The 17,494-nt window shown below is 56.8% G+C and carries 18 protein-coding genes; 7 read left to right on the forward strand and 11 right to left on the reverse strand.

The features are described from left to right. Positions 1-62: 62 nt before the first annotated feature. The 6 genes from ruvB to aspS form a co-directional block, all read right to left on the reverse strand. Positions 63-1,073, reverse strand: a complete 1,011-nt coding sequence (ruvB, locus tag N037_RS17075) for a Holliday junction branch migration DNA helicase RuvB (protein ID WP_023336108.1) — start codon at positions 1,071-1,073, stop codon at positions 63-65. Positions 1,074-1,081: 8 nt separating this feature from the next. Then, positions 1,082-1,696 (reverse strand): Holliday junction branch migration protein RuvA, encoded by a 615-nt coding sequence (gene ruvA / locus N037_RS17080; RefSeq protein WP_023312236.1) that lies wholly within the window; start codon positions 1,694-1,696, stop codon positions 1,082-1,084. A gap of 80 nt (positions 1,697-1,776) precedes the next feature. After that, positions 1,777-2,298 (reverse strand): crossover junction endodeoxyribonuclease RuvC, encoded by a 522-nt coding sequence (gene ruvC, locus N037_RS17085; protein WP_003859749.1) that lies wholly within the window; start codon positions 2,296-2,298, stop codon positions 1,777-1,779. Positions 2,299-2,332: 34 nt separating this feature from the next. Further along, positions 2,333-3,073 carry a YebC/PmpR family DNA-binding transcriptional regulator gene (locus tag N037_RS17090; protein WP_008500447.1) on the reverse strand — a complete coding sequence of 247 codons (741 nt, stop codon included), beginning with the start codon at positions 3,071-3,073 and terminating at the stop codon, positions 2,333-2,335. A 27-nt stretch (positions 3,074-3,100) separates the two neighbouring features. Beyond that, a complete protein-coding gene (nudB, locus tag N037_RS17095; protein ID WP_023336110.1) occupies positions 3,101-3,544 on the reverse strand; it encodes a dihydroneopterin triphosphate diphosphatase in 444 nt (147 codons plus the stop codon). Between the two features lies 1 nt (position 3,545). Continuing rightward, positions 3,546-5,318, reverse strand: a complete 1,773-nt coding sequence (gene aspS, locus N037_RS17100) for an aspartate--tRNA ligase (protein WP_032642377.1) — start codon at positions 5,316-5,318, stop codon at positions 3,546-3,548. 263 nt (positions 5,319-5,581) lie between these two features. Between aspS and N037_RS17105 the strand changes: the two genes are divergently transcribed. From N037_RS17105 to cmoB, 5 genes are read left to right on the forward strand one after another with little or no spacing between them, the layout of a single operon-like run. Continuing rightward, complete coding sequence (locus tag N037_RS17105; protein WP_023336112.1) at positions 5,582-6,148, forward strand: hydrolase; 567 nt, start codon at positions 5,582-5,584, stop codon at positions 6,146-6,148. Beyond that, positions 6,145-6,963 carry a DUF72 domain-containing protein gene (locus tag N037_RS17110; RefSeq protein ID WP_032642379.1) on the forward strand — a complete coding sequence of 273 codons (819 nt, stop codon included), beginning with the start codon at positions 6,145-6,147 and terminating at the stop codon, positions 6,961-6,963. Before N037_RS17105 ends, N037_RS17110 begins: the two co-directional genes overlap by 4 nt. A 51-nt stretch (positions 6,964-7,014) precedes the next feature. Then, complete coding sequence (locus N037_RS17115; protein ID WP_021240443.1) at positions 7,015-7,410, forward strand: MAPEG family protein; 396 nt, start codon at positions 7,015-7,017, stop codon at positions 7,408-7,410. Between the two features lie 40 nt (positions 7,411-7,450). Further along, positions 7,451-8,194, forward strand: coding sequence for a carboxy-S-adenosyl-L-methionine synthase CmoA (cmoA, locus tag N037_RS17120; protein WP_023336114.1), 744 nt, complete (start codon positions 7,451-7,453; stop codon positions 8,192-8,194). Continuing rightward, positions 8,191-9,162 carry a tRNA 5-methoxyuridine(34)/uridine 5-oxyacetic acid(34) synthase CmoB gene (gene cmoB, locus N037_RS17125; protein ID WP_032642381.1) on the forward strand — a complete coding sequence of 324 codons (972 nt, stop codon included), beginning with the start codon at positions 8,191-8,193 and terminating at the stop codon, positions 9,160-9,162. Before cmoA ends, cmoB begins: the two co-directional genes overlap by 4 nt. Positions 9,163-9,337: 175 nt before the next feature. Here cmoB and cutC read toward each other — a convergent pair whose 3' ends face one another. Beyond that, a complete protein-coding gene (gene cutC / locus N037_RS17130; RefSeq protein ID WP_032642382.1) occupies positions 9,338-10,081 on the reverse strand; it encodes a copper homeostasis protein CutC in 744 nt (247 codons plus the stop codon). 79 nt (positions 10,082-10,160) lie between these two features. Next, positions 10,161-10,721, reverse strand: coding sequence for a VOC family protein (locus N037_RS17135; RefSeq protein ID WP_032642384.1), 561 nt, complete (start codon positions 10,719-10,721; stop codon positions 10,161-10,163). Between the two features lie 239 nt (positions 10,722-10,960). On the opposite strand from N037_RS17135, the gene argS reads away from it, so the two are divergent. Next, a complete protein-coding gene (gene argS, locus N037_RS17140; RefSeq protein WP_032642386.1) occupies positions 10,961-12,694 on the forward strand; it encodes an arginine--tRNA ligase in 1,734 nt (577 codons plus the stop codon). A gap of 56 nt (positions 12,695-12,750) precedes the next feature. On the opposite strand, the gene flhE is transcribed toward argS, so the two are convergent. Genes flhE through flhB form a run of 3 tightly spaced genes read right to left on the reverse strand, consistent with a single transcriptional unit; the run spans position 12,751 to position 16,362 of the window. Then, a complete protein-coding gene (flhE, locus tag N037_RS17145) occupies positions 12,751-13,143 on the reverse strand; it encodes a flagellar protein FlhE (protein WP_023336119.1) in 393 nt (130 codons plus the stop codon). Beyond that, positions 13,143-15,221 carry a flagellar biosynthesis protein FlhA gene (flhA, locus tag N037_RS17150; protein ID WP_023336120.1) on the reverse strand — a complete coding sequence of 693 codons (2,079 nt, stop codon included), beginning with the start codon at positions 15,219-15,221 and terminating at the stop codon, positions 13,143-13,145. The genes flhE and flhA overlap by 1 nt, the downstream gene beginning before the upstream one ends. Continuing rightward, on the reverse strand, positions 15,214-16,362 hold the full coding sequence (gene flhB / locus N037_RS17155; RefSeq protein WP_032642389.1) for a flagellar biosynthesis protein FlhB: 1,149 nt from the start codon (positions 16,360-16,362) through the stop codon (positions 15,214-15,216). The genes flhA and flhB overlap by 8 nt, the downstream gene beginning before the upstream one ends. Before the next feature lie 505 nt (positions 16,363-16,867). On the opposite strand from flhB, the gene N037_RS17160 reads away from it, so the two are divergent. Beyond that, positions 16,868-17,443, forward strand: coding sequence for a fimbrial protein (locus N037_RS17160; protein ID WP_032642391.1), 576 nt, complete (start codon positions 16,868-16,870; stop codon positions 17,441-17,443). The last annotated feature ends 51 nt before the right edge of the window (positions 17,444-17,494 follow it).

A 17,494-nucleotide genomic window follows, 5' to 3' on the forward strand; every position in this document is an offset into this window, starting at 1 on the left:
TACCGGGGCTACAAAGGTCAAATTGTAGGCCGGGTAAGGCGTAGCCGCCACCCCTGCATTATTTACGGCATTGCCGGTGGCGTAATGCCGAAATGATTCCACGCCCGTACCGTTGCCATACGTCCACGTGGGGTGCGCTGCAGGAAGCCCTGCTGGATCAGATACGGCTCCAGCACATCTTCTATCGTCTCCCGCTCTTCTCCGATTGCCGCCGCCAGGTTATCCAGCCCGACCGGGCCGCCAAAGAACTTATCCAGCACCGCCAGCAGCAGTTTACGGTCCATATAGTCAAAGCCTTCGGCATCGACGTTCAGCATATCCAGCGCCTGAGCGGCAATCTCGGCGGAAATCGAGCCATCGTGCTTCACTTCGGCAAAGTCACGCACGCGACGCAGCAGACGGTTGGCGATACGCGGCGTACCGCGGGAACGCTTCGCCACTTCAAACGCGCCCTCTTCGCTCATTTCCAGCCCCATATAGCGGGCGCTACGGCCAACGATGTGCTGGAGGTCCGCCACCTGGTAAAACTCCAGACGCTGCACGATGCCAAAACGGTCGCGCAGCGGAGAGGTCAACGACCCGGCGCGGGTGGTGGCGCCAATCAGGGTAAACGGCGGCAGATCGATTTTGATGGAGCGCGCGGCCGGGCCTTCACCGATCATGATATCCAGCTGGTAATCTTCCATCGCTGGATAGAGCACTTCCTCCACCACCGGTGACAGGCGGTGGATCTCATCGATAAACAGCACGTCATGCGGTTCGAGGTTGGTCAGCATCGCAGCGAGATCGCCCGCCTTCTCCAGCACAGGGCCGGAGGTGGTGCGCAGGTTGACGCCCATTTCATTGGCAACGATATTCGCCAGCGTAGTTTTCCCTAAACCCGGAGGGCCAAAAATCAGCAGGTGATCGAGCGCATCGCCGCGCAGCTTTGCCGCCTGGATGAAAATCTCCATCTGGGAACGAACCTGCGGCTGGCCGATATACTCATCAAGCAGCTTAGGGCGGATCGCACGATCCACCACGTCTTCTGCCTGAATAGTGCCTGCCGACACCAGGCGGTCTGCTTCAATCATCCTTTACCTCACAATGCAGCGCGCAGCGCTTCACGAATCAGGGTTTCACTGCTGGCGTCCGGTTTGGCAATTTTGCTCACCATACGGCTGGCCTCCTGAGGTTTATAGCCCAGCGCCACCAGCGCGGCAACCGCTTCCTGCTCGGCGTCATCATCCGTCGCAGGGCCGCCAGGAGAGGTCAGTACCAAATCGGCAGCCGGCGTGAACAGATCGCCATGCAGGCCTTTAAAGCGGTCTTTCATCTCCACAATCAGGCGCTCGGCGGTTTTCTTGCCGATGCCCGGAAGCTTAATCAGCGCCGCAGGATCTTCGCGCTCAACGGCATTCACAAACTGTGGCGCTGACATGCCGGATAAAATCGCCAGCGCCAGCTTCGGACCGACGCCGTTGGTTTTAATCAGCTCGCGGAACAGGGTGCGTTCCTGTTTGTTATTGAAGCCGTACAGCAGCTGGGCATCTTCACGCACCACAAACTGAGTAAAGACAATCGCCTCTTTGCCCGCGTCCGGCAGCTCGTAGAAGCAGGTCATCGGCATATGGACTTCATAGCCCACGCCACCCACTTCCAGCAGCACTAACGGGGGTTGTTTTTCAATGATGATGCCTCTGAGTCTGCCTATCACGTGACGCTCCTGCGTTCTGGGAGAAATTAACTGCCGACATAATAAAAAAAGGCTGGATGTTTATCCAGCCTGATTTCTCATTATCGTAACCTGCCTCGCGCCAGATTAAGCCGCGACTCGCTCATTTGCATCGCGTTCTGGCTGACGTGACAGTGGGTAATCGCAATCGCCAGCGCATCGGCGGCGTCGGCCTGCGGGTTCGCAGGAAGCTTCAGCAGGGTACGCACCATATGCTGCACCTGGCTTTTCTCCGCGCTACCAATGCCCACCACCGTCTGCTTGACCTGACGCGCCGCGTATTCGAATACCGGCAAATCCTGGTTCACGGCAGCAACGATGGCAACGCCGCGCGCCTGCCCGAGCTTAAGCGCTGAATCGGCGTTTTTCGCCATAAAGACCTGCTCGATGGCGAAATAGTCAGGCTGAAACTGGGTGATGATTTCCGACACGCCCGCATAAATGAGCTTCAGGCGCGACGGCAGATCGTCAACTTTGGTGCGAATACAGCCGCTGCCCAGGTAGGTTAACTGGCGTCCCACCTGACGGATAACGCCATAACCGGTGACGCGTGAGCCTGGGTCAATCCCGAGAATAATCGACATCACGCGTCTCCCGTAACGGATTTATACGCTCTCATTAGAGAGTCGCTGCAACCTCATCAGAGATTTCACCGTTGTGATACACTTCCTGCACGTCGTCGCAGTCTTCGAGCATATCGATCAGACGCAGCAGTTTCGGTGCCGTTTCCGCATCCATATCCGCTTTGGTGGACGGGATCATGGACACTTCAGCGTTGTCCGCTTTCAGGCCAGCCGCTTCCAGCGCGTCGCGCACGGCACCCATCTCTTCCCACGCGGTGTAAACGTCGATAGCACCGTCATCGAAGGTCACAACGTCTTCCGCACCGGCTTCCAGCGCCGCTTCCATGATCGCATCTTCGTCGCCTTTCTCGAAGGAGATGACGCCTTTTTTGCTGAACAGGTAAGCAACGGAACCGTCAGTGCCCAGGTTGCCACCGGTTTTGGTGAACGCGTGGCGCACTTCCGCAACGGTACGGTTACGGTTGTCAGACAGACACTCAACCATCACCGCAGTACCGCCAGGGCCGTAACCTTCATAAATGATGGTTTCCATGTTCGCGTCTTCATCACCGCCCACGCCGCGTGCGATTGCACGGTTCAGGGTGTCACGCGTCATGTTGTTAGACAACGCTTTATCCACCGCCGCGCGCAGACGCGGGTTAGAAGCCGGGTCGCCGCCGCCCAGACGCGCTGCCGTCACCAGCTCGCGAATGATTTTGGTAAAGATCTTACCGCGCTTGGCATCCTGTGCCGCTTTGCGGTGTTTGGTGTTGGCCCACTTACTATGACCTGCCATAAAAAGTTCTCCAAAAATCGCGCCTTCTCAGGCTGCGTTAATTACAAATTCTTCAATCGCCTGCCGGTTGCTCCACGACTTGGTCAGTGCGGCGGCGTCCGCCGCATTCACCCAGCGGTAGGTCAGGTGTTCGGTAAACACGATCTCCCGTTCATGGGGGAGCGCGAGACAGAACCACGACTCCGTATTGCGCTCGGTACCCGGCGCGTAGCGATGACGTAAATGGCTAAAAATTTCAAACTCCACCGTGCGCTGACAGTCCTTCAGGGTCAGTTGCTCGCGGGCAACGTCAATGGCGACCTCTTCCTTTACTTCGCGCGCGGCGGCCTGCGGCGCGGTTTCCCCCTCTTCCAGACTGCCTGTTACCGACTGCCAGAAATCAGGATCATCGCGCCGCTGCAACATCAGCACCCGCTTCGTGTCTTCTGCATAAATGACCACCAGAACAGAAACGGGAAGCTTATATGCCATATCAGTTTTTCTCTTCCTTCTTCACCACTTCAATGCCCAGCTCGGCCAGAGAGGCCGGGTTGGCAAAGCTTGGCGCTTCGGTCATCAGACACGCTGCGGCAGTGGTTTTCGGGAAGGCAATAACATCACGAATGTTATCGGTGCCGGTCAGCAGCATGGTCAGACGGTCAAGACCGAAGGCCAGACCCGCGTGCGGCGGCGTGCCGTATTTCAGGGCGTCCAGCAGGAAGCCGAACTTCTCGCGCTGCTCCTGCTCGTTGATACCCAGGATACCGAACACGGTCTGCTGCATTTCACCGCTGTGAATACGCACGGAACCGCCGCCCACTTCGTAGCCGTTGATAACCATATCGTAAGCGTTCGCGACCGCGTCTTCCGGCGCCGCTTTCAGCTCTGCTGCCGTCATGTCTTTCGGCGAGGTGAACGGGTGGTGCATTGCGGTCAGACCGCCTTCACCGTCGTCTTCAAACATTGGGAAGTCGATAACCCACAGCGGCGCCCATTTGTTCTCGTCGGTCAGGTTCAGGTCTTTGCCGAGCTTCAGACGCAGCGCGCCCATCGCATCCGCCACGACTTTCTTGTTGTCTGCGCCGAAGAAGATCATGTCGCCGTCCTGCGCGCCGGTGCGCTCAAGGATCGCTTCCACAATGTCTGCGTTCAGGAATTTCGCTACCGGACTGGTGATGCCTTCCAGACCTTTCGCACGCTCGGTCACTTTAATATAGGCCAGACCTTTCGCGCCGTAGATCTTGATGAAGTTGCCGTAGTCGTCAATCTGCTTGCGGCTCAGTGCCGCACCGCCCGGTACACGCAGCGCTGCTACGCGGCCTTTAGGATCGTTAGCCGGGCCAGAGAATACGGCAAACTCAACGGCTTTCACCAGGTCTGCCACGTCCACCAGCTCCATCGGGTTACGCAGGTCTGGTTTGTCGGAGCCGTAGCGACGCTCGGCTTCAGCGAAGGTCATGATGGGGAAATCGCCCAGCTCAACGCCCTTCACGTCGTTCCACAGGCTACGCACCAGGGCTTCCATCACTTCACGCACCTGCTCGGCGGTCATGAAGGAGGTTTCCACATCGATCTGGGTAAATTCTGGCTGGCGGTCAGCGCGCAGGTCTTCGTCGCGGAAGCATTTTACAATTTGATAGTAGCGATCGAAGCCGGACATCATCAGCAGCTGTTTGAAGAGCTGTGGAGACTGCGGCAGCGCGTAGAATTTACCTTTATGAACGCGGGATGGGACCAGGTAATCGCGCGCACCTTCCGGCGTGGCTTTGGTCAGCATCGGGGTTTCGATATCGAGGAAACCGTGGTCATCCATAAAGCGACGCACCAGGCTGGTGATTTTCGCACGGGTTTTCAGGCGCTGAGCCATTTCCGGGCGACGCAGATCCAGGTAGCGGTATTTCAGACGCGCTTCTTCAGTGTTGACGTGGTTGGAGTCCAGCGGCAGCGCTTCTGCACGGTTGATAATCACCAGATCGGACGCCAGCACTTCGATGGCACCCGTCGCCATGTCGGCGTTGACGTTTTTCTCGTCACGCGCACGCACGGTGCCGGTAACCTGAATGCAGAACTCATTACGCAGCTCAGAGGCCAGCTTCAACGCATCTGCGCGATCCGGGTCGAAGAACACCTGAACGATACCTTCGCGGTCGCGCATATCAATGAAGATAAGGCTACCAAGATCACGACGACGATTGACCCAACCACACAGGGTTACCTGCTGCCCGACGTGGGACTGACGCAGCTGCCCGCAATATTCTGTACGCATGAGATATCCCTTAATTAGCCGCAGGCTAAATGTCGCCTGGTATGCAGGCTACTATGTCGCAGCTTTCTGTATGTCACAACTGGATGAAAAAAGGCGGCTATTATACTGGAAATTCCGCCGGACGATAAGAGCGAACCACGGCCAGGCGGTCGTTTGCTGAGCTCTTATTGCGCATTCTCACAAAAATTAACAAAATTATCCGCCCAGGAACAGGCCATCACGTCGTATGGTGTCTGGAAGTGATTCATTTAACGGGAGTAACGATGTTAACACTTGATGCCAGTAAAACCGCACTTGTCGTGATTGATTTACAGGAAGGCATTCTGCCCTTCGCCGGTGGCCCGCATACCGCAGATGATGTGGTCAGCCGCGCCGCTCGCCTGGCGGAAACATGTCGTGCCAGCGGTGCGCCTGTTGTCATGGTGCGCGTGGGCTGGTCCGCAGATTACGCCGAAGCGTTAAAGCAGCCCGTTGACGCTCAGGCTCCTGCACGCGCCCTGCCGGAAAACTGGTGGACGTACCCGGTCTCACTCGGCAAACGCGACAGCGATATTGAAGTGACCAAACGCCAGTGGGGCGCTTTCTACGGCACCGATCTCGAGCTGCAGCTCCGCCGTCGGGGCATCGACACCATTATTCTGTGCGGCATTTCCACCAATATCGGCGTGGAGTCTACCGCCCGCAACGCGTGGGAGCTGGGCTTTAATCTGGTGATCGCCGAAGATGCCTGCAGCGCAGCCTCCGCGGAACAGCATCAGGGCAGCATGACCCATATCTTCCCGCGCATCGGCCGCGTGCGCAGCACGGATGAGATTATCAGCGCGCTATGATGTATGTCGGCCTGCCCCAGTGGTCGCACCCGAAATGGGTGCGCCTTGGCATCACCAGCCTTGAGGAGTATGCCCGGCACTTCAACTGCGTCGAGGGCAACACCACCCTGTATGCGCTCCCCAAAGCCGAGATTGTTGCGCGCTGGCGGGAACAAACGACCGACGACTTCCGCTTCTGCTTCAAGTTTCCGGCCACCATTTCGCACCAGGCCGCGCTGCGCAACTGCGGCGATTTGACCGAAGAATTTTTCGCGCGCATGTCGCCGCTGGCGAACCGCATCGGTCAGTACTGGATCCAGCTACCCGCCACGTTTGGCCCGCGCGATTTACCTGCGCTCTGGCAATTCCTGGATGCCCTGCCCCGTGAATTCACCTACGGCGTAGAAGTAAGACACCAGGACTTCTTTGCGAAAGGCGAAGCAGAAAAAGCGCTCAACCGCGGCCTGCTTGAGCGTTCCGTAAACCGGGTGATTCTCGACAGCCGCCCGGTGCACAGCGCTGTCCCCCATAGCGAAGCCATCGTTGAAGCGCAGCGTAAAAAACCGAAAGTGCCGGTTCACGCCATTGTTACCGCACATAACCCAATGGTCAGGTTTATCGGCAGCGATAACATGCAGCAAAATCAGGCGATGTTCGCCGTCTGGCTGCAAACGTTAGCGAAGTGGGAACACACCACCACGCCGTACCTCTTTTTGCACACGCCGGATATCGCTCAGGCGCCCGAACTGGTCGATGCTCTGTGGCAGGCCTTGCAGGCTGCGGTGCCGTCCGTGGGCAGCGCCCCTGCTATCCCACAACAATCTTCTCTTTTCTGATATCACCCCCTATCATAGTGAAGTGCCATCTGCCAAAAACAGGGAGTTTGTATGGTCAGCGCGCTGTATGCGGTGTTAGGTGCATTACTGCTGATTAAGTTTTCTTTTGATGTTGTGCGCCTGAGAACGCTGTACCGTGTCTCTTACGGTGACGGCGGATTTTCAGAGCTACAAAGCGCTATCCGCATTCATGGCAACGCGGTCGAATACATCCCCGCAGCCTTAATCCTGCTGCTTTTTATGGAGATGAATGGCGCAGAAACCTGGATGGTGCACATCTGTGGCCTGCTTCTTATTGCTGGCCGCCTGATGCACTATTACGGTTTTCACCACCGCTTAATCCGCTGGCGTCGTTCCGGCATGAGTGCGACCTGGTGTTCGCTTTTGCTGATGGTGCTGGCTAACCTGTGGTATATGCCGTGGGAGTTGGTTTTCTCCCTCCATTAGCGCACAATACGCCACTTTATTTTTCCCGGATTTTTACGTTATGTCAGATCGCGACACGCTTTTTTCCGCGCCTATCGCCAGCCTGGGCGACTGGACCTTCGATGAACGGGTAGCCGAAGTCTTCCCGGATATGATCCAGCGCTCTGTTCCCGGTTATTCCAATATTATCTCTATGATCGGCATGCTGGCTGAGCGCTTCGTTCAACCCGGCACGCAGGTCTATGACCTGGGCTGCTCGCTCGGCGCGGCAACGCTGTCGGTTCGTCGTAACGTTCACCACGAAGGCTGCCGGATCATTGCCGTCGATAACTCCCCGGCCATGGTTGAGCGCTGCCGTCGCCATATTGATGCGTATAAAGCCCCTGTCCCGGTGGACGTGGTGGAAGGTGATATCCGCAATATTGAGATCAATAACGCCTCGATGGTGGTGCTGAATTTCACTCTTCAGTTCCTGGTGCCTGAAGACCGCCAGCTGCTGCTGGACAAAATTTATAAAGGGCTGAACCCTGGCGGCGCGCTGGTGCTCTCAGAGAAATTCAGCTTCGAAGATGCCGAGGTTGGCGAACTGCTGTTCAACATGCACCACGATTTCAAACGGGCAAACGGCTACAGCGAACTGGAGATCAGCCAGAAGCGCAGCATGCTTGAAAACGTGATGCTGACGGATTCCGTAGAAACCCACAAAGCGCGTCTGAGCAAAGCCGGGTTTGAACACAGCGAACTGTGGTTCCAGTGCTTTAACTTTGGCTCTCTGGTGGCGCTGAAAGCGGGAGAATCAGCATGATCGAATTCAGCAACTTCTATCAGCTGATTGCCAAAAACCAGCTTTCCCACTGGCTGGAAACCTTGCCCGCGCAGATTGCCGCCTGGCAGCGCGACCAGCAGCACGGCCTGTTAAAGCAGTGGTCAAATGCGGTGGAATTTTTACCGGAACTGACCCCGTATCGCCTCGACCTGCTCCACAGCGTAACCGCCGAGAGCGAAGAGCCGCTTCCGGCCGGGCAGATCAACCGCATCGAAACGCTAATGCGGAACCTGATGCCGTGGCGCAAAGGGCCGTTTTCACTTTACGGCGTGAACATCAATACCGAATGGCGCTCTGACTGGAAATGGGATCGCGTTCTGCCCCACCTTTCCGATCTGACCGGGCGTACCATTCTGGACGTGGGCTGCGGCAGCGGTTACCACATGTGGCGCATGATTGGCGCGGGCGCGCATCTGGCGGTCGGTATTGACCCGATGCAGCTGTTCCTGTGCCAGTTTGAAGCGGTGCGCAAGCTGCTGGGTAACGACCAGCGCGCGCACCTGCTGCCGCTGGGCATCGAACAACTCCCTGCCCTGAAAGCGTTTGATACCGTCTTCTCCATGGGCGTGCTGTATCACCGCCGTTCCCCACTTGAACACCTGTGGCAATTGAAGGATCAGCTGGTCAGCGGCGGCGAGCTGGTGCTGGAAACGCTGGTGATTGAAGGCGATGAACATGCCGTTCTGGTGCCTGGCGATCGCTACGCGCAGATGCGCAACGTATACTTCATCCCTTCCGCGCTGGCGCTGAAGAACTGGCTGGAGAAGTGCGGGTTTGTGGATGTGCGGATTGCCGATGTCAGCGTGACCTCTCTCGAGGAACAGCGCCGCACCGACTGGATGATCACCGAATCACTGGAGCAGTTCCTCGACCCGGCCGACCACAGCAAAACCATCGAAGGCTATCCGGCCCCGATGCGTGCGGTGTTGATTGCGACCAAGCCGTAGCCCTTTAGCCGGGTGGCGGCTACGCCTTACCCGGCCTACTCCCGATTTTGTAGGCCCGGTAAGCGAAGCGCCACCGGGCGCAGGAGAAAAAAAGGCCCCTGTTGAAATTGCAGGGGCCTGGTACAAGCAAGCATCATATTGGGCGACATGATGCGCGGTAAAAATCGGTACGTTGCTACACGTGATGGCGCTCAATCAGCGACTTCATTTCCGCAACCGACTCTCCCTCTACGCCGTAGCGTGAATACTCATCCGCTTCAGCGTCCGTCGACATTGACAACCCTGTATTGCGATAACGCATGGGCGAAGGTATCCATTTACCCGCGGAGCTGTGCAGCTCTTCTACCCCGGCGTTTAAAAACCGTTCCAGATTGCCGGCGCGGACTCCCGCACCCGCCATTATTATTGGAACACCGGAATGTGCTTTTAGTTCCGTAATTAATTGCAGTCCTTTTTCCGCTGACGCCTGCTGACCCGATGTCAGGATGCGCGCCACGCCAAGTTCTCCAAGCGTTTCAAAGGCCTGAAGCGGATCTTTACACATATCAAATGCGCGATGAAAAGTAACGGCCAGCCCCTGCGCGGCGCTCATAATCTGACGCATGCGCGGTATATCAATATCGCCGTCCTCATCCAGCAGGCCGGTCACCAGCCCTGGAAACCCCAGGTCCCGAACGAGTGCGATATCATCAAGCATGGCACTGAACTCGCCCGCCGTGTAACAAAAATCACCGCCGCGCGGACGAATAATCGGGTGAACGGGAATGGCGACGGCCTGGCGGGCAGACCTCAACACGCCGTAAGACGGCGTCAGCCCGCCCTCTTTGGGGGCCGCGCACAGTTCAATGCGGTCAGCCCCGTGCTTTTGCGCGGTTACGGCACACTCCACGCTGTAACAACAAATCTCCAGCAGCGCCATTTAATCCTCCTGAAATCCCACTAAACGAACCATCATGACATCCCGTCCCTTTTCAGTCCCGGCGTGAACTCACAACTTCTTACGCTTCACTGGCAACGATTTGCTCAATGGTCCACGGATGAAACTTCACCGTAACCTGTCCGTCGGTGACGGCCAGCGTCGGGTTAGGTAGCCGCTCGCGCTCGCCTTTGGGTGAACTTGTCTTCACAAAAATTCCCGGCTTGCTCAAGCCTTCGTCAGAAAGCAGGGCCAGCGCGCGCGCGTTGAGTGTTCCAGGATCACCCGGCAGGACAATTTCGATATGTTCCCAGCCTTCGTGCGGATAGCGTTTCTCGCCCGGCCACGGCAGTTCAACCACGGTGAATTGCCAGTGCGCCACGTTCACCGGTTCATGCAGTTTAAACAGGCAAATGGGGCGACCATTAATGATGTTCTCGGAGAGCAACTCACCGCACTGTTCAAACCCGCGACGCCAGCGCTCGGCGGTGGCATTCTGATGACAGCGCAAAGAGATGTGATCGGCCTCAAGCGGTGCGATATCCAGACCGAGACGGGTGGCAAGTTCTGTGAACGCCTGGGTGAAGCGCGGTAAATCTGCGGAAATATCATGCAGTTCGTCAATGGATAGCCAGTTCGCCATAAGTCACTCTCTTTTCATGTCGCAAAGCCGCTAATTTACTCTGTTGCCCTGTTTTGACCAACCGCAGAATCCGGCTTTTTGTGACTGCATGATTATGCACACTTTCACCGCCTGGATTCTGAGCAATCTTCGGGCCCCGCGATGCTGACGCCAGAAGGCATTTGCAGTATACTCCCGCCCTAAATTCTTTAACTGGCGCGGGCGGTTGTAGGCCCGCATCAAAAACGTAAGGTATCCAGGTGAATATTCAGGCTCTTCTCTCCGAAAAAGTCAGTCAGGCACTGATTGCCGCAGGCGCGCCTGCGGATTGCGAACCGCAGGTTCGTCAGTCAGCAAAAGTACAGTTTGGCGACTATCAGGCTAATGGCGTGATGGCAGTGGCTAAAAAACTGGGCATGCCGCCGCGACAGCTCGCTGAGCAGGTACTGACGCATCTGGATCTTTCCGGCATTGCCAGCAAAACCGAAATCGCCGGTCCGGGCTTTATCAATATCTTCCTTGAGCCTGCATTCCTGGCAAGCCACGTTGACGCGGCGCTGAAGTCTGACCGTCTGGGTGTTTCCCAGCCGGAGGCGCAGACCGTCGTGATCGACTATTCTGCCCCGAACGTGGCGAAAGAGATGCACGTTGGCCACCTGCGCTCCACCATCATCGGTGATGCCGCAGTGCGCACGCTCGAGTTCCTCGGTCACAAGGTGATTCGGGCGAACCACGTGGGCGACTGGGGTACGCAGTTCGGCATGCTGATTGCCTACCTGGAAAAACAGCAGCAGGAAAACGCGGGTGAAATGGCGCTGGCGGACCTGGAAGGGTTCTACCGCGAAGCCAAAAAGCACTACGACGAAGACGAAGCCTTTGCCGAGCGCGCGCGCAGCTATGTGGTAAAACTGCAGGGCGGCGACAAATACTTCCTCGAGATGTGGCGCAAGCTGGTTGACATCACCATGTCTCAGAACCAGCTTACCTATAACCGCCTGAACGTCACCCTGACCCGTGACGACGTAATGGGTGAAAGCCTCTATAACCCAATGCTGCCGGGCATTGTGGCCGACCTGAAAGCCAAAAACCTGGCGGTTGAGAGCGAAGGCGCAACGGTTGTGTTCCTTGATGAGTACAAAAACAAGGAAGGTGAACCGATGGGCGTGATTATCCAGAAAAAGGATGGCGGCTACCTCTACACCACCACCGATATCGCCTGTGCGAAATACCGTTACGAGACGCTGCACGCCGACCGCGTGCTGTACTACATCGACTCCCGTCAGCACCAGCACCTGATGCAGGCGTGGACCATCGTGCGTAAAGCCGGTTACGTGCCGGATTGCGTTCCGCTGGAACACCACATGTTCGGCATGATGCTGGGTAAAGACGGTAAGCCGTTCAAAACCCGTGCTGGCGGTACCGTGAAGCTGTCCGACCTGCTGGACGAAGCGCTGGAACGCGCCCGCCGCCTGGTGGCCGAGAAGAACCCGGACATGCCGGCCGACGAGCTGGAAAAACTGGCCAACGCCGTGGGTATCGGTGCGGTGAAATACGCGGATCTCTCCAAGAACCGTACCACCGACTATATCTTCGACTGGGATAACATGCTGGCGTTTGAAGGCAACACCGCGCCATATATGCAGTATGCCTACACCCGCGTGCTCTCGGTGTTCCGTAAGGCGAACATTGATGAAAGCGTACTGGCGAATGCGACAGTGACCATCACGGAAGATCGCGAAGCGCAGCTGGCGGCGCGCCTGCTGCAGTTTGAAGAGACGCTGACGGTTGTCGCGCGTGACGGTACGCCGCACGTGATGTGTGCTTACCTGTACGATCTGGCGGGTCTGTTCTCTGGCTTCTACGAGCACTGCCCTATTCTGTCTGCGGAAAATGAATCGGTCCGCAACAGCCGCCTGAAGCTGGCCCAGCTTACGGCGAAGACCCTGAAGCTGGGTCTGGATACCCTGGGTATCGAAACCGTAGAACGTATGTAATACAAAAACCCGGCAATCGCCGGGTTTTGTTTTTTGGATTTCTTATAATCCGACCGTCAGCGGTAGTTCACGATGACGGAATTACTCTGCACCTTCAGCGCCGGGATCAAACGTCCCCCGCCCGGCACTTCCCAGATAAAACGCAAAGGTTCAATGGCCGGTACGCCGTTGAACGCCTGCGTCGTACCGCTTTCTCCGTCGATTTCCGTGCAGCGCGTCTGAGAACAGAGGCGCACCCGCAGCCCGGCAGGCGTTGGGCCAATCAGCCGGTAGTTCCAGACTACAAGGCCCATCAGGCCGGATACCGCGTCAGAAGGCGCCAGCGGGTTAGAGGACATCGCCACGCCCCGGTTGCTGAGGGTCACACCCATGCTGCTCGCCTGCCAGGTCCCCTCCCCGGCAGCCTGCGCCGCCAGCGGGAAGAGCAAAATCCATAGCCATTTACGCATTATTTTCCTCCAATCGTCGCCGTCATGCGGATATGGCGGTTATCCGACAGCTCCAGATTCGACAGCACGACCAGCTGATTCAGGCTACGACGCAGGAAGCGCGACAGCAGCGGACGCAGCGCATGGTTCACCAGCAGCACCGGCGGCGCGCCCAGCATCTCCTGACGCGCCAGCGCCTCCTGCGTTTGTGCCAGCAGACGATCCGCCAGCCCCGGCTCCAGGCCGCCCCCGCCCTGCAGGGCCTGAAGCAGAAGACGTTCAAGCGGCGTATCGAGGCCAATAACCTGCACTTCTCCGGTTCCCGGGAACCACTGCTGGGTGATCGCACGCCCCAGCGCCACGCGCACCACCGCCGTCAGCTCGTGCGGATCGCTCTGGATTGGCGCATGCTCTGCCAGCGTTTCCAGAATGGTGCGCATATCGCGGATCGGCACCTTTTCTTCGAGCAGGTTTTGCAGCACCTTGTGCAGCGTCGTCAGCGTCACCACGCCCGGAACCAGATCTTCCGTCAGCTTAGGCATCTCCTGCGTGACGCGGTCCAGCAGCTGCTGCGCTTCCTGGCGGCCAAACAGCTCCGCCGAGAATTGCCCAATCAGGTGGTTAAGATGGGTCGCCACCACGGTACTGGCTTCAACAACCGTGTACCCCTGGATTTGCGCCTGCTCTTTCAGCGCGCTTTCAATCCAGATAGCGGCCAGGCCAAAGGCCGGATCGATGGTTTGCTCGCCCGGCAGCGTGCCTGCGGCGGTGCCCGGGTTAATCGCCAGCCAGCGGCCCGGATAGGCATCACCGCTGCCAATTTCGACACCTTTCATCAGGATGCGATAGCGCGCGGGCGGCAGGTCCATGTTGTCCCGGATGTGCACAACCGGCGGCAGAAAGCCCATGTCCTGCGCGAATTTCTTACGGATACTGCGGATTCGGCCAAGCAGCTCGCCATCCTGCTGGAAATCGACCATCGGGATCAGGCGATACCCGACCTCCATTCCCAGGGAATCTTCCAGCTGAACGTCGTTCCAGGTCGCTTCGACGGCCTGGTTGTTCTCCGGCATTTTGACCGGAACAGGCTCAGCAGCCGGTTTGATTTCACGGCCGCGCATCCACCAGGCAAGCCCCAGCAGAGCCGCCGTAAACAGCAGGAAGACGAGGTTTGGCATCCCCGGCACCAGCCCAAGCAAGCCGAGAACCGCAGCGGCCAGCAGCATCACGCGCGGGTTGCTGAACAGCTGGCCCACCATCTGCTCGCCAACGTCCTGATCGGTACTCACGCGGGTCACAATCACGCCCGCCGCCGTGGAGATAACCAGCGCCGGGATCTGCGCGACCAGACCGTCACCGATGGTCAGCAGCGTATAGCTTTCCGCCGCGTGGCCCATGTCCATCCCGTGCTGCAATACCCCCACCAGCAGGCCGCCGACCACGTTAATCACCATGATCAGAATGCCCGCGATGGCGTCACCGCGCACAAACTTACTCGCACCGTCCATGGAGCCGTAGAAGTCTGCCTCCTGCGTCACTTCCGAACGACGCTTTTTGGCTTCATCTTCGGCAATGAGCCCGGCGTTCAGGTCGGCGTCGATCGCCATCTGCTTGCCCGGCATCCCGTCCAGCACAAAACGCGCGCCGACTTCCGCGATACGCCCTGCACCTTTGGTGATAACCATAAAGTTGATGATAACGAGGATAACGAACACCACGATACCGATAGCGAAATTGCCGCCCACCAGGAAGTGGCCAAACGCTTCCACTACTTTACCCGCCGCTGCCGCACCGGTGTGACCTTCCATCAGGATGATACGCGTGGACGCCACGTTCAGCGCCAGTCTGAGCAAGGTGGTAAACAGCAGAATGGTCGGGAACGCGGCGAACTCCAGGGTACGCTGGGTGAACATCGCCACCAGCAGCACCATAATGGACAGCGCGATATTGAAAGTGAAAAGCAGATCGAGGATGAACGCCGGGAGCGGCAGTACCATCATCGACAGAATTAGCAGGATCAGAATCGGCCCGGCAAGGATCTGCCATTGGGTCGATTTCAGGTTGCCGGGCAGGCGCAACATTGCCACCAGATTAGCCATCAGTGTCCTTCTCGTTCATAAAATCCAGCGCGGCAGGCACCGGAAGGTTCTCAGGTTTCGCAGGCCGTTGACCGCCGGCGAGACGCCAGCGCTTCAACTGCCATACCCAGGCCAGCACTTCCGCCACGGCGGCGTAGAGTTGTCCCGGGATCTGTTGTCCAATTTCCGCATGGCGGTAAAGAGCACGCGCCAGCGGAGGGGCTTCGAGGATCGGCACGCGGTGTTCGGTGCCAATTTCGCGGATGCGCAGCGCGATCAGTCCCGCCCCTTTCGCCACGACTTTCGGCGCGCTCATTTTGTTTTCGTCGTAGCGCAGCGCAACGGAATAGTGTGTCGGGTTGGTGACGATGACGTCGGCCTTCGGCACATCGTCCATCATGCGGCGACGGGCGGCGGCACGCTGCATCTGGCGGATGCGCCCTTTCACGTGCGGGTCACCTTCCATCTGCTTATATTCGTCACGAATATCCTGCCGCGACATCCGCAGTTTTTTGAAGTGGGTATAAAGCTGGAAGATCACGTCAAAACCCACCATCGGAATAATGCTGAGCACCACCAGCAGCGCACAGAGCCCGACCAGATTCAGGGCGTTGCTCATCGCGGTTAGCGGCGACTCGCTGATAAGACGCATCATTTCCGGCCAGTGGTACCAGAGGTAAAACCCTGCGGAACTGCCCATCAGCACCGATTTGAGAACGGCTTTGAGCAGCTCGGCCCCGGTCTGCGCAGAGAACATTTTCGCAATGCCCGGCAGCGGGTTCAGTTTGGAAAATTTCGGCTGCAGCGATTTGGCGCTAAAGACCAGACCGCCAAGCATCACCGGGGAAACCAGCGCGACCAGCACGACCCCGGTAATCAGGGGCAACAGCGCGGCCATGGCCCCTTTAATAAGCTGAATAATCTGGCTGAGGATCAGATTCGGATCGTTGACCATGCTGTGGTCAAAACGTAAGCCGGTTGAGAGCATCCCCGCCAGCTTGCGGGCGAGCGACTCCCCGCCCCACCAGATAATGCACACCCCCACGATAAGGATCAGCAGGGAGGTCAATTCTCGGGATCGGGGGATTTGCCCTTCCTCACGCGCCTTTTCTAGTCGGTGGGGTGTGGGGGCTTCCGTTTTGTCGTCGTTCTCTTCTGCCACAGTGCATGCTCAGCCCATTACGTCAGGGGTATCATGCCAGCCCCCACTCCTGTCAATGGATGGAAAAAGCCCTATAACCGGGTCTTTTTAACCAGTTTAAGTGCGTCGTCTACGCGTCCAGAAGGCGTTGATGGTACAAATAACGCTCGAAACGATCGTGTCCAGATCTTTTTGACATTTTTTATAATACAAACTGAATTAAGCAAAAGTATATTGAAAGGTGAATATAAATATAATGGATGCGAAAAATTAACAACAAGCGTAGTTTTAACCGTCTTGTTTTACAAGAATGATATAAATATGTGAACTCTATAAACCATAGTAATTGAAACCTTATTTTTATAGCTCCAAAAACAACTTTACGTGTCGTACACTAATATAACATTAGTCCAGGGACATCTTACCTGATAAAAATTAAGCGCTATACTTCCTCGCGGCATAATTCTGTTTCCGAGAGGAAAATCCAGCATGCCAAATATGATTACCACATTAAGGAAGATTTTAGATGGACTTCAGAAAAAATATTATTGCGGGCTTAGCGCTCGCCACCCTATCAATGAATGGTTTCGCTGCTGAAATGAATGCCGGAACAATTCACTTCACGGGTGAAATTATTGAACCTAGCTGTACAATTCAGGGCGACAATGGCACAGACAGCACTATCCCATTGGGCACTTATCCCAAATCATTGTTCACTGAGGTTGGGACGGAAACGACCCTTATGCCCTTCAGCATTACGCTGGCAAACTGTCCTTTAAAGAGCGATGGACTTCCGGCTGTACAGCTGACCTTTAACGGTCCAACAACCCTGACCCAAACGAATAACCTGCTGGATGTCAGTAAAATCACCACCACGGGCGACGCCGCAGCCACCGGCATCGGCGTGGCTGTTAGCCCGGCGGGTAAAGATGACCAACTCATTACCATGGACGGCGCTGAAGGCCAGGTTTATATCGAGCTGGCAACAAAATCCTCAGACACGATTCTGGCTAATTTTAACGCCCGCTATAAATCGTACGCAGCGGATGTTACAGCCGGTCCGGCAGATGCAGATATGACGGTAAACATTCTTTACCGTTAATAAACGCCATTCTGATATTCAGAATATATATATTTAGGCGTCATGACGTTT

Origin of the sequence: Enterobacter sp. EGD-HP1, assembly GCF_000733275.2 — a bacterium.
In the GTDB taxonomy this organism is placed as follows: Bacteria; Pseudomonadota; Gammaproteobacteria; order Enterobacterales; family Enterobacteriaceae; genus Enterobacter.